Source organism: uncultured Planktomarina sp., assembly GCA_943788425.1.
Taxonomy (GTDB): domain Bacteria; phylum Pseudomonadota; class Alphaproteobacteria; order Rhodobacterales; family Rhodobacteraceae; genus Planktomarina.
In genome coordinates this window covers 106,463-118,678 of sequence record CALSQF010000010.1, presented here as the reverse complement: position 1 = coordinate 118,678, position 12,216 = coordinate 106,463, and the positions used below count along the sequence as shown (strand labels likewise).

9 protein-coding genes and 1 tRNA gene are annotated in these 12,216 nt (G+C 47.6%); 4 read left to right on the top strand and 6 right to left on the bottom strand.

Annotated elements, in window-relative coordinates; all coding sequences use genetic code 11:
- Positions 1-17: 17 nt before the first annotated feature.
- A complete protein-coding gene (locus tag ABLW18_RS10000) occupies positions 18-1,058 on the top strand; it encodes an L-idonate 5-dehydrogenase (protein ID WP_347824662.1) in 1,041 nt (346 codons plus the stop codon).
- 26 nt (positions 1,059-1,084) lie between these two features.
- Here the strand turns inward: ABLW18_RS10000 and ABLW18_RS09995 are convergent, their stop codons facing one another.
- Positions 1,085-2,215 (bottom strand): NADH:flavin oxidoreductase/NADH oxidase, encoded by a 1,131-nt coding sequence (locus ABLW18_RS09995; protein WP_347824661.1) that lies wholly within the window; start codon positions 2,213-2,215, stop codon positions 1,085-1,087.
- A gap of 327 nt (positions 2,216-2,542) precedes the next feature.
- On the opposite strand from ABLW18_RS09995, the gene ABLW18_RS09990 reads away from it, so the two are divergent.
- Both ABLW18_RS09990 and ABLW18_RS09985 read left to right on the top strand, forming a co-directional pair.
- Positions 2,543-4,201, top strand: a complete 1,659-nt coding sequence (locus ABLW18_RS09990) for a sulfatase-like hydrolase/transferase (RefSeq protein ID WP_347824660.1) — start codon at positions 2,543-2,545, stop codon at positions 4,199-4,201.
- A gap of 1,117 nt (positions 4,202-5,318) precedes the next feature.
- Positions 5,319-6,041: a tetratricopeptide repeat protein gene (locus ABLW18_RS09985; protein WP_347824659.1), complete on the top strand. Its 723-nt coding sequence runs from the start codon at positions 5,319-5,321 to the stop codon at positions 6,039-6,041.
- Positions 6,042-6,248: 207 nt separating this feature from the next.
- On the opposite strand, the gene ABLW18_RS09980 is transcribed toward ABLW18_RS09985, so the two are convergent.
- Positions 6,249-6,629 carry a hypothetical protein gene (locus tag ABLW18_RS09980; RefSeq protein ID WP_347824658.1) on the bottom strand — a complete coding sequence of 127 codons (381 nt, stop codon included), beginning with the start codon at positions 6,627-6,629 and terminating at the stop codon, positions 6,249-6,251.
- A gap of 725 nt (positions 6,630-7,354) precedes the next feature.
- Here ABLW18_RS09980 and ABLW18_RS09975 point away from each other — a divergent pair.
- The gene (locus tag ABLW18_RS09975; RefSeq protein WP_271547950.1) at positions 7,355-8,827 is read left to right on the top strand and encodes a hypothetical protein; all 1,473 of its coding nucleotides are present in this window, start codon (positions 7,355-7,357) and stop codon (positions 8,825-8,827) included.
- 9 nt (positions 8,828-8,836) lie between these two features.
- On the opposite strand, the gene ABLW18_RS09970 is transcribed toward ABLW18_RS09975, so the two are convergent.
- The 4 genes from ABLW18_RS09970 to ABLW18_RS09955 all read right to left on the bottom strand — a co-directional run bounded on the left by ABLW18_RS09970 (position 8,837) and on the right by ABLW18_RS09955 (position 12,147).
- On the bottom strand, positions 8,837-10,615 hold the full coding sequence (locus tag ABLW18_RS09970) for a M10 family metallopeptidase (RefSeq protein WP_347824657.1): 1,779 nt from the start codon (positions 10,613-10,615) through the stop codon (positions 8,837-8,839).
- A gap of 141 nt (positions 10,616-10,756) precedes the next feature.
- The gene (locus ABLW18_RS09965; protein WP_347824656.1) at positions 10,757-11,896 is read right to left on the bottom strand and encodes a tyrosine-type recombinase/integrase; all 1,140 of its coding nucleotides are present in this window, start codon (positions 11,894-11,896) and stop codon (positions 10,757-10,759) included.
- 56 nt (positions 11,897-11,952) lie between these two features.
- Positions 11,953-12,039, bottom strand: a tRNA-Leu gene (locus tag ABLW18_RS09960).
- Positions 12,004-12,147, bottom strand: a complete 144-nt coding sequence (locus ABLW18_RS09955) for a hypothetical protein (protein WP_347824655.1) — start codon at positions 12,145-12,147, stop codon at positions 12,004-12,006. The genes ABLW18_RS09960 and ABLW18_RS09955 overlap by 36 nt, the downstream gene beginning before the upstream one ends.
- Positions 12,148-12,216: the final 69 nt, after the last annotated feature.

The following is a 12,216-nucleotide window of genomic DNA, read 5'->3' as shown; positions in this document are numbered from 1 at the left end:
CATCTGGAGAAACACGAATGTCGCAAAACTGCTCATCAATCGTCATCCACGCCGCAGGGGACTTGCGCATTGAATCCCAAAACGTTGCCGCCCCCGCCGCTGGTGAGGTGTTGATCCAAATGCAGGCGGGCGGTATCTGCGGCTCTGATCTCCATTATTACCATAACGGTGGATTCGGAGCGATCAAACTGCGCGAGCCTATGGTTTTGGGCCATGAAGTTTCTGGCGTGATTCGAGCCCTAGGGGCAGACACCGGTGATCTAAAGACGGGCCAGCTGGTGGCCATATCTCCCTCTCGGCCCTGTCATGGCTGCGGTTTTTGCGCGCAAGGGCAGCACAACCATTGCCTGAACATGCGCTTTTACGGAAGTGCCATGCCCTTTCCTCATATCCAAGGCGCCTTTCAAGAGCATCTAATTGTCAGCGCGGCCCAATGCGCCCCGGCCGATGGCCTGACGGCGGCACAGGCTGCTATGGCTGAGCCCCTTGCGGTCTGCCTGCACGCCGTGGCGCAGTCAGGGGATCTGACCGGCAAAACTGTGCTGATCACCGGCTGCGGCCCAATCGGTGCGCTCTGTATTTTGGCGGCCCGCCACGCCGGCGCCGCGCGTATCATAGCAACTGATCTGTCCAATTATACCCTTACCATGGCCAAGCTTTGTGGCGCGGATACTGTACTCAATACACAAGAAAACCCACAAGCATTGGCGGCATTTCATGCAGACAAAGGCCAAGTCGATGTGCATCTGGAATGCTCTGGCGCGGCCGCAGCACTGGCCGCGGGCCTAGCTTGTTTACGACCGCGCGGGGTCTTAGTCCAGCTGGGTCTCGGCGGGGACATGACCGTGCCGATGCAAGCCCTGACGGCCAAGGAGATCTCGCTGCGCGGCTCCTTTCGTTTTCATGAGGAGTTTTTCACCGCCGTCAAGCTCATGCAATCTGGCGCGATTACCGTGGATCACCTGATCACCCATAGCTTCCCAATCAGCGAAGCCATCCAAGCCTTCACAACCTCCAGCGACCGCAGCCATGCCATGAAAGTGCAGCTCCAGTTCTAGGCCCGCCCAAACCGCGGTTGAGGCTTTTACTTTTTCACCGCAACAGGCGGGTTGCCCGGAATGGGCAGGCCGCGCAGCGCTTTGTTAGAGCGCATATATTGCGGCGCATAAGCGGCCTCAGCATTCAATGCCTCCGCCGCATGCCAGGCCCAACGCGGGTTGTTGAGCATGCCACGCGCAAGCGCCACCATATCCGCCTGCCCCGAGCGGATCAACGTCTCTGCCTGGTGCGGCTCAGTAATTTGCCCAACAGCCATGGTGGGCAGACCCGTCTCACGACGAATTTCTGCTGCAAATCCAGTCTGATAACCGGGTCCAACCTCGATATTTTGCTCAGGCGAATTGCCTGCGCTGGAGACATCAATGAAGTCACAGCCATGAGCATTCAACGCAGCTGCGAAACGGGTAGATTCTGCAACATCCCAACTGGAACGCGCCACCCAATCGGTCGCTGAAAACCGCACGCCAAGGGCCTTATGCTTGGGCCAAACTTCGGCTACAGCATCGAAAACCTCAAGTGGGAAGCGCATTCTATTTTCCAAGCTGCCGCCATAGGCATCCCTGCGCAGATTGCTCAAAGGGGAGAGAAATTGATGCAAAAGATACCCATGCGCCGCATGCAACTCAGCCACCTCAAACCCAATGCGATCTGCCCGAATAGCCGCATCGACGAAAGCCGCCTTGATGCGCGCCAGCCCGGCCTCGTCTAAGGCCGCTGGGGTTTCCCAGCCATCAGGCGCATAGGGCGTGGCTGACGGGGCTTCTGTGGCCCAACCTCTTGGATCAGCAGCGGCAATGGGTTTGCCGCCAAGCCAAGGCAGATCCGTCGAGCCCTTGCGGCCCGCATGGCTCAACTGAATCCCCATGGTGGTATTGCCGAATGTTTGGCAAAACTCGACCACGCGTTTCAGACCAGCTTCTTGGGCATCTGTGCAAAGGCTCAAACAACCGGGTGAAATCCGGCCAGCCATTTCTACACCCACCGCTTCGGTGATAATTAAGCCAACGCCAGAGACCGCATATTGCCCCAGGTGCATCAAATGCCAATCCGTCGCGGCCCCTTCATCGGCACTATACTGGCACATGGGCGCCACGATGATCCTGTTGCGCAGCTCAATGCCGGCCAGAGTAATGGATGAAAATAATTGGCTAGCCATATGGATTGTGCTCCTTTTGCATGGATTGTACTCTCCCAATTGTACAAATCGGCGAGTGCCAACAGCTTGCAAATTAAGATGCAAATAGCAAATCGATATTGCCCCTGTGTCGCCTAAGGACCATGCGCCCCCAGTTGGCACAATCTCCTTTGCTTCAGCCCCCTTTCTGAGTGAATGATCGGCCGCAACTGCACAGGGGCAGGCAAAGCCTCCGGTTATTAAGCGGGATTTAAACAACACGTTTGCCCTGGCGACTGGAACGCGGCACTCTTACTATTAGAATCAACATCCGGCGCAAAAATTGCCGTAAAGGGGCATAGATCCACCATGAATATTTTGTTCATCATGTATGACCAACTGCGCTTTGACTACCTGTCCTGTGCCGGCCATCCGCATTTGCACACGCCAAATTTTGATCGCGTGGCCGCCATGGGCGTCCGTTTTACCAATGCCTATGTACAATCACCAATATGCGGTGGCTCGCGCATGTGTTTTTATACCGGTCGATACGCCTCATCCCACGGGGCGCAGTGGAACGGATTCCCGCTCAGGGTTGGCGAAATGACAATGGGCGATCACCTGCGCAACTCCGGCATGGACTGCTGTCTGATCGGCAAAACCCATATGAAAGCCGATGCCGCAGGCATGGCGAGACTGGGGCTCAGCCCCGACAGCGTGATTGGAGCGCGTCAGGCTGAATGCGGCTTTGACACTTGGATCAGGGACGATGGGCTTTGGGCTTACGGTCCTGATGGATTCTATGACGAAAAACGCTCACCGTATAATGAATATCTCAAATCCCAAGGCTACCAATCAGAAAACCCTTGGGCTGATTTTGCCAATGCCGGGGTAGACGGCAACGAGATTGCCAGCGGTTGGATTTTCACAAATGCCGATAAACCAGCCAATATTGCCGAAGAGCACAGCGAAACGCCTTGGTTAACCAGCAAAACGATCGAGTTCATGGAAACACGGGACAAAGCGACCCCTTGGATGGCCCATGTCAGCTATATCAAGCCGCATTGGCCCTATATAGTACCTGCGCCCTACCACAATATGTATGACGCCCGCCATGTGCCGCCAGCCACGCGCCACGCGATGGAGCAAGATGACCCTCATCCAGTATTTGGCGCCTATCAGGGCAATAAGATCGCTCAAGCCTTCCAAAAAGAAGAGGTCCGCCAAAAGGTGATCCCCGCCTATATGGGATTGATCAAACAATGCGATGACCAGCTGGGCCGGCTGCTGACCTATCTCGAAGACAAAGGCCGCCTCGAGGATACTATGATCGTGCTGACATCGGATCACGGGGATTACTTGGGTGACCATTGGCTCGGCGAGAAAGACCTCTTTCATGACGCGTCGGCGAAAATTCCGATGATCATCTATGACCCACGTCCCGCGGCAGACCCAACCCGTGGCACGACCTGCGACGCGCTCGTGGAATCTATTGATCTGGCCGCAACCTTTGTCGACGCCGCAGGCGGAAAACTGCCAGATCATATCATTGAGGGCCGAAGCTTGATCCCCTGGCTGCACGGAGAACACCCGGAATGGCGCTCCTTTGCGATCAGCGAATATGACTATTCGGCCACGTCGCAGGCCGTGAAACTCGGTCTGGAACCCCGAGATGCGCGCCTGTACATGGTCTTTGACGGGCGCTTTAAACTGATGCATGCAGAAGGTGGCTTTCGCCCAATGTTGTTTGATCTACAAACCGATCCCGACGAGTTTATCGACCTGGCTAAGGGCGATGGGCACCAAGCAGAAATTGAACAGCTCTATAGCAAGCTCGCGGAATGGGGCCGGCGGATGAGCCAAAGGGTGACCAAATCAGATGATGATATCAAAGCCATGCGCGGCCTCTCGCTTCGGCGCGGAATATTGCCCTTCTTGGCCGATGGAACCGAGGTGGATGCAGAATTATTGTCGAAATATCGCGGTTCAGTGACTGGCAAAACCGTGACGCGGCCAGATGATGGCTGACCAGGGCATGCCCGTCGACGGGTGACCCCGTCAGCTCACAGGATTGGTATTTATATGCAGGCTATTTTAGCCCACCGAAACGGGCTAAAATGCGCAGTTCTAAAGAGGCAAGCAGGTGCTTGCTTCGTGGCTTATTACATTTTGTTCATTGTCGGTTCAGCTGCAACCGTGCGCGCGGAACTGCCGCCAACACCATTTGTTGCGGAGCATGCGGACAAAGCGAGGGTCGCACATACAAGAAGCATGGATCCAATTTTAAACATATTATTCCCTTTCTTAACTGTGTTATCCTTTCACATATGTCAGTGTGGAAGGTTTATGGCAAGTTAAGATGTGAATTGCCCCGCTGACTTGTAAAAAATCAGGCACCTTTGCGACAAATCTCACGGTGCATCAAACACAAGAGCGTAGAATAATAGATAAAGTTTAAATCGCGCCGTAACCTCCAGCCAATTCGACCAGAGCAGTGATTTTGCCCAACCCACCAACCGCTCTACGCCCAAAGGATGCCCTGCCGAGAGGATATGTTGGTGCGGTCGGGGGGACTCGCCCCCCCACGAGTGTTACCTCACAGCGACCTCAACGCTGAACGGTTAGAAACATATTTTCAGTAACTTAAAGAATTCCTCCACCAAGATTTCCACAATTATAACTGCCCGTCAATACGGGAATTGACCACGATATATCCCGATGTGTGTCACGATGTGGACCAAATGTGTGACAACAAATAATCACTTGATGCCCCGCTTTGTAAAAACCTTCGCTAAACACTTTGGATAAATCTCAACGCTGCCCATATGCGCCACCCCAACAGAACCGATTATGTTTATTTGCTCAATTGCATTGAGTTCAGTGGGTGTTAATTAGAGTGATGCCGTTAGCGGCACCTCTGGTCGTAAGCAGCAGCCTCCTTATTCATTTTATGATAATATATTTTTAATAAGTGACTGTGCATTGGTCTGATTAATCATACCTCTCTATGCCCTAGATATGAAACAACGGATACCAGAAACCTTACTAGAAATAGTTAAAATCGATTTGCGAGTATTTTTAGCTTTGAATTTGTATTATCTATCGGTCATCTTATCAGGCATTAGGTTTGAACAGGCGATGGAAGATGCGAGTGATGATAAAATTTATAATTCAAGCGGCCATTTTTGCATTTTTTACTTCCGTTGTTCATGCGGACAGTCACTCTGAAGAGAAAGCAGAGACAGAACAAAAAACAGTGAATTCTAAAAAGTTGAAAAACTCTGAAGAGCGCATGAATAAGGTGATCGCCTTACAAGAAAAACGAGAAGTCCTAAAAAAACTAAATATTGCCTGGGCTGCCTACAAAAATAACGAATATCAGGTTGCTGTTGACCAATGGCAAGAACTCGCAACAGAAGGAAACAACGTTGCGAGATTTTTTCTTGGGTTAATGCACAGCCAAGGCCAAGGCTTTGATCAGGATGATGTTGAAGCAGCTAATTGGTACACGCTAGCTGCAGATGAGGGTTATATTCCAGCTCAGTGGCGCTTAGCCATATTACATTACCATGGCTCTGGAGTACCTCAAGACTACAAAAAAGCTTTGGACTTGTACACTACAGTAGCTCAAAGCGGCGATCCCTACGCACAAAAAATGATTGGGACGATGTATAGTAATGGCCTTGGTGTTCAACAAGATAGAATAAAAGCACACATGTGGTTTCAAATATCGGCAGAGAATGGCATGGCCTTAGCACTAAAAGAACAAGAAGAACTTGCTGCAGAAATGGCTCTAGACGAAGTTGCATTAGCTAATAGTATGGCAATAAAGTGCCTAGAAACCAATTTTTTAGAATGTGATTACTAGTATGATGCCCGCAAGCTTAAGCTTTGCCGAGACCCGGCTCAAGCCACCTATCGGAAGCTTAAGATTCATGATTAGCATATAGTGGGCCAGGTTTATCCTACGACAATAGCGGTACCTCTCGCTGCCTCCAGGCCCAAATGTGGCTTACGGCGGCCCCAGGTCAGCCGAATTTTTGACGTCAGAAGATGGAGAGTTCGATCTTTGGGCCTAGTTGTTTGAAATAAATATTGTTCTGCATGTCTTATTATCTAATGCTACATTGGGAGCAATTTCCAAAAGTGCATTACAATCGCTTTCAATTGCTAACATTTTCTCTGCGATTGATTTAACTAAACCTTCAGCATTAATTTTTGTTGTTTCACCACCATTCGCTGCTGAAAGACAGATCCTCATTCTTGATGCCAATATATGATTTGATTGTAACGGCTCATCTTTGAGCTGATTAGCAATATTTTTTATTGTACCAAGATCATTGGTAGACTGAGCTGTCTCACAAATGGATAAAAGTGTTTTTAGACGAACTTCTTTAATTTGTGCATTTGCGCTTTGCGAAAAAAAAACGGTGAAAAATATACAAATTAATCTCATTTTTGCCCCCTCCGACTTTTATAAATAATCACTTTAATTCACTGCATTGTAAAGAATGCTCGCACTCCAAATACATTCCAGGGCATTTGACGTCCAGCTGGTATACATATGTATTCGTTGACTAAAATCATAAAATATAATTTAAAGCTAGATACAAAATAGCGTTCAGCTTTCAAGCTGGTCCGAGTTAGGAGTGTGCACATGAGTTGGAAGTCCATATTGGGAAGCGATTTAAACCTAAGTCTGCTCGAACTTGCCCTAGCTTTAGCTGGTAGTTCAGTCCTCATGCTCAGTGCTGTTTTATTATTTTTCGCTTACAATTTCTTTGAAAACGAAATGGACAGGTGATGTGTTAAATTCTGACTGACCCTTTTGCTGTAACTCCGCATGACTTATCCCTACGTATGCCACGGTGTGGGCCAAATGCGTGATAACAAATAATCACTTGATGCCCCGTTTGGTGAAAACTTTTGCGAACCACTTTTGCTCAATCTTAATACTATCCCATATGGGCCACCCCATCCGTACCCGTCATATATATTTGGTCTGTGCCAGTGCGGTCAGCACTTAAGGTGTTAACTACAATTCGCCCTTTGAAAATCTCCCAAGTAATAAAAACGTCTGAGTTATGTAATAATAGCATGAAATATGCTGGTTATTCTATTGATTTATATATCTTTATATCTTATTCAAGGTATTAATAATAAACAATATTATGAGATATCATGACAGAAATAGACTATGCCAATGCCAGACCTTTAGATGTCCACAGGTGGTCAGAATATCCTGAGGTGAATGACTTAGTAGGCCATGTCTTCACTGATCTCCAATCTATTAATGGAAATTCTCGGATCAGCAAGAAGCTGGTGAAGGTGATCCTACTTGATCTTTATGTGGCCTGGTGTGCCGACCCTGTATTGATGCTGATGTTCAGCAGAGACAATAACGCCTACAAAGCTAGATCTCGATATAACGAGCTGCACATCAGTAAGAAGATCATTAGTATTGTTGACTCATTGATCGCAAATGGGGTGATCGGTCAACAATTAGGATTCAATGACAGGGAAAGTGGTATTGGATTTCAGTCTCGCCTATGGGCCTCAGAAAAATTGATAACTCTTTTTGAGAAAGCTAGATTCAACCAATTCTATATATCCTATCACGAAGACTGGGAGCCGATCGTCTTACGGAATGAATCCAAAGATGCGCAAGAATACTCAGACACGTCTGAGACCAAGAGGATGAGATCCGTCTTGCTCGATTACATCAAAATTTTGGAGCAAACCCACATCGACATTTACGATCTTGAGACATCAGTTTTGACAATTGGTGATGGCAAAAAGAAAATGCGTCTTCAGATCAACCAGCAGGATAAAAGGGTCAGACGTATCTTTAACAACTCCAGATGGGATCAGGGCGGAAGGTTCTATGGTGGTTGGTGGCAAAGATGTCCGAAAAACTACCGGAAGAAAATTCAATTCGATGGGATCATGACAGCTGAGATAGATTTCTCGGGCCTACACATTGTTATTTTGTATGCGCAGGAGGGGATCAACTATTGGGCTGAGGTAAATGAAGATCCCTACGAATTGCATGGCATCAATGACATTGATCCTGATGTTGACCTTAGGGCTGCAGCCAAACTTCTACTGCTGACAGCCATCAATTCAGATGACACAAAGAAAGCCTTCAAAGCCTTTAGGTCTCAGTCAGTAACCGGCAGTCCAGAAAAGAAAATGACTGATGGACAGCTATCAGCCATGTTGCAGCAGCTTGCTCAAAAGCACGAACCAATTGCCCACAAGTTAGCTTCAGGAGCTGGGATTGATCTTATGTATGTTGACAGTCAAATCACGGAGAAGCTGATTGAAAAATTCACCTGCGTCTATAAATGCCCAATTCTCACGGTCCACGACAGTTATATCGTGCCGTTCGGCTATGACCATTTTCTGTATCAAGAAATGCAAGCCGCCTTCGAAGAGGTTACAGGCGTGACACACCCTGTAGTTGAACACACTACCGAATATTTTGATGTGATCGAGCAAGAACCGCATCCTGATAATCCGGTGGAGCTACAACAAGACCACTATTCTGGACCACCAAGCCAGAGGCATCTCACCGAGCTGGAATTGTTTCGGAAATTTAAGGGCAAGCCGTTATGGGAAGATTGGGTGCCGGATTGGACGGCGGTTTATTGAAAATCTGACCTAGGCAATAAACTCATAAACTAACTCCAAAGAAGAACCGTCTTCTAAGCTGTACATGGCTCCTGTAGACGTATTCGCAAATTGGTAACCTGAAAGGCCATAGGCGAGTAATACCTCGTCTCCTTCATCAGAATTAAAGTCTGTTACTTTATCATTTCCCATTCCAACGTAGAGTAAAAAATCATCTGAACCGCCGCCACCCTCAATGATGTCATTTAGTTCGGAGCCACGAAGGACATTGTCGAGATTGTTTCCTTTTATCGTGAGGCTCCCTCGATTTCCAAAACCGAATACATTTTCTACATTTGAAGGAGCAGAATAGCTAGTCGGCGTATATACTGTATCGGCCCCCTCTCCTGCTAATTCTACTACGATGTCACTGGCGCTTGAAAGCACGTAGGTATCATTTCCAGTCCCGCCATGCATTGTATCAACGCCATCTCGACTATCCGTTGCCCAATTAAAGACATCGTTACCGGCACCACCGAAGAGTGTGTCATTTCCATCATTACCGGAAATTTCATTATCAAGTTCGTTTCCAATAATAGTATCATTAGATTGAGAGCCTGAAACATTTTCGATGAAGGTGTTAAATGCAATTCCAAAATTATCATCTGGATTCCAGCCAGCGTATCTGATCGTGGAATATGCTCCGTCATTGAGATCAATATCACACCGATAATTAAAATTCGAAAAATCTAGTAAATCTTCTCCTCCACCATCCCAAATTGTCAACGAATTTGGTTTTGTTGGATCAAATTCATATTTGGTGTTTCCTGAATTATAGTCATTATTTGCTCCATACATGTACTGGAGAGCTTGAATATCATAGACCATTAAACTGTCAGAAATCGTGATATCCCTGTTAGATCCAGAGCCAAAATATGCCCAGTCCGGGCTCTCATAACTCATCACAGTGTAGTTTATGAAATCCAATTCAGACTGCAACGTTTGCGCACCACCTTCGTGTGGATGCGCCAATCCCATTGCATGACCAATTTCATGGATTAAGGTCAAAAACTCATACGTACCTTTTCCAAGGTCTACGCCATTATGATTGGTATCAAGCCAAACATCACCGCCCGTTGACCAATAATCATCAACCACCCAGGCGAATGCCACAGTGTTGTCTGCCATCTCATCTTGGCTAATGCCAAACCTAATCGTACCAACTTGATCGTTTTCTTCAGCGACTTCAACGAACTCTACGTTGATTACTTTTTCAAACTCAAGAAGTGCTGTTCTGACTGCATCTTTCTGGACATCGCTAAATTCATGAAAACCATTATTATAAACCCCACTACCGCCTCCACCAACGTAAGCATTCTCGTCTAATAACAATATAGTAGTATTGAAAAAGCTAAAGGAAATTTTATTTTCAGCATCTGCTCCTTGCCAATATTCAGTTTTAGAGGAATCTTCATTGTTGGTGAAGAGCAGACTATCGATTTCATTTTGACCAGATAGCGCCGTAAGTGCAGTTTTGTTGTCATAACCTGATAAATAATTTTCTGATTTTGATTGATCCAAAGCCGGCGAAGAAAGCTGATCAGAAGCACTATATCTGCCGGTAAAATCACTTGCTGATTCTGCCACAAACGCATTTAATCCGTTCAAATTATCAACAAAATTATTTGAAGTTGTTGTCGAAATAGAATTTGTACCAGCCCCATCGCCACCTCCTCCACCGCAGGCTGCGAGCAAAAATCCGAGTGGGGAGGCCGAAAAGGCAATTTTTGCCCTAGCACTCGACCGAACAAAGATGTTTTTTCTCTGCACTTACTTCTCCATCATCACGTCCCATTTCTTAGCCCGCCTAGTTAAAACGATCTAGAGTGAAAACATAAACTCTAGACCAAAACTTCCGGCAGCCAGCAACCTTATGATACTTTTTGGCTATCAACGTATAATAAAAATCTTCTAGAAAGGGTCTAGGGTGTAGGTACCATCACCAGAGGCTAGCGGAATTAAAACTAACCGCAACCATCGCTCAACCTGCAATCTCGAATAACCATGCCCATAGTTAGTTCCCACACCACCGACAGATCTCCACCCACCTATCTGATCAATCATATCCATAGGACACTCTACAGCCCTCAAACGGTCTCTGAACGTATGCCTTAAGCTGTGTGCTGTCAGTCCACCAAAGTCACGCTTCAGCCACTTGTTGACCGCATTAGAAGCGTGTGTGGCGTAGCAGTGCCCTGGCTTTATATATTGGGGGAACAACCACTGATCGTCCGCCTTTATTTGGGCCTGTTCCATTGCCAGCTTTGCATAGCCAACCAACGGCAGCACTCTTTCACTGGTCTTGTTCTTGAGCCTTCTGGCTGAGTTAGGCCTGATATATATGAGGTCATTATCCAGGTTTATATCCTCCAATCTTAGCCCCACAATCTCTGCCAGTCTACAGCCCGTCTCACCCAGTAAGGGCATCAGGAGTTTGACACTGCTGCCAGAAGCCAAAGCTTTGTCATAGCCCCATTTGAGTTGATCATTGGTGAAGATGCCACGCTTGAATACGTCATCACCTTCATTGCGAATGAAAAATCTGGTGAATGGATTACGTTTATCCAAATCCAATTCAGAATAGGCATAATTCATAATAGCCGAGAGGCTATTGATCCTGCGTCTGATAGTAGCTGTCTTGTTACCCTTCATTTCCAAGTGGTGAACAAACAGCTTGACATCTTGCCGTGTGTATTCGCTGACATCTCGATCACCAGCTAGAGATAAGAAGGTGCTTAGAGCAACACGGGGTGGTGTTTGATCTATCTGTTTCAACGCCAGATACTCAACAGCTATCTCTGACAGAGCTACACGTCTTGGATGGAAGCCTTTAATAATGGTAAAGACATTTACTGGTGGGGCATTTGTCGTAGCACTCCAGGCACCCTCCAGTACATTACTAAGACGTTTAGAGAGTGCTTCGGCTTTCAGTGGATCTTTCGACAGTACCTGCCTGATGAAATGACCATAGGAATTAACTGCATGTATTGGCACACGTCGATTGTAGTAATAGGTGCCGGAACGGAAAATTGTATACGGGATGTGTGACACGATGAACCTCCTCGATAGAATAACCCAAGGAATTTCAATAAATATTTCTGAAATATTGGTGCGGTCGGGGGGACTCGAACCCCCACGAGTGTTACCTCACAGCGACCTCAACGCTGCGCGTCTACCAATTCCGCCACGACCGCGTGGTTTGGACGCTGCATAGTCGAGGGCTGCCGGAGGCTCAAGAGGGAAAATTGCGCCACCTCAAAACTAACGCCGTCCCACCACCGCGGCACTCCCCAGGTCTGCAAGTGCACCATTCCCATTGGGTCAGCTTTGATGCCATTGACAAAACCGAGCGCCGAGGGGACGGTGCCCGC

Coding starts and splice junctions, on each gene's coding strand:
- ABLW18_RS09975 (WP_271547950.1), top strand. CDS start 7,355: ATGACAGAAATAGACTATGCCAATGCCAGACCTTTAGATGTCCACAGG.
- ABLW18_RS09995 (WP_347824661.1), bottom strand. CDS start 2,215: ATGGCTAGCCAATTATTTTCATCCATTACTCTGGCCGGCATTGAGCTG.
- ABLW18_RS09990 (WP_347824660.1), top strand. CDS start 2,543: ATGAATATTTTGTTCATCATGTATGACCAACTGCGCTTTGACTACCTG.
- ABLW18_RS09980 (WP_347824658.1), bottom strand. CDS start 6,629: ATGAGATTAATTTGTATATTTTTCACCGTTTTTTTTTCGCAAAGCGCA.
- ABLW18_RS10000 (WP_347824662.1), top strand. CDS start 18: ATGTCGCAAAACTGCTCATCAATCGTCATCCACGCCGCAGGGGACTTG.
- ABLW18_RS09985 (WP_347824659.1), top strand. CDS start 5,319: ATGCGAGTGATGATAAAATTTATAATTCAAGCGGCCATTTTTGCATTT.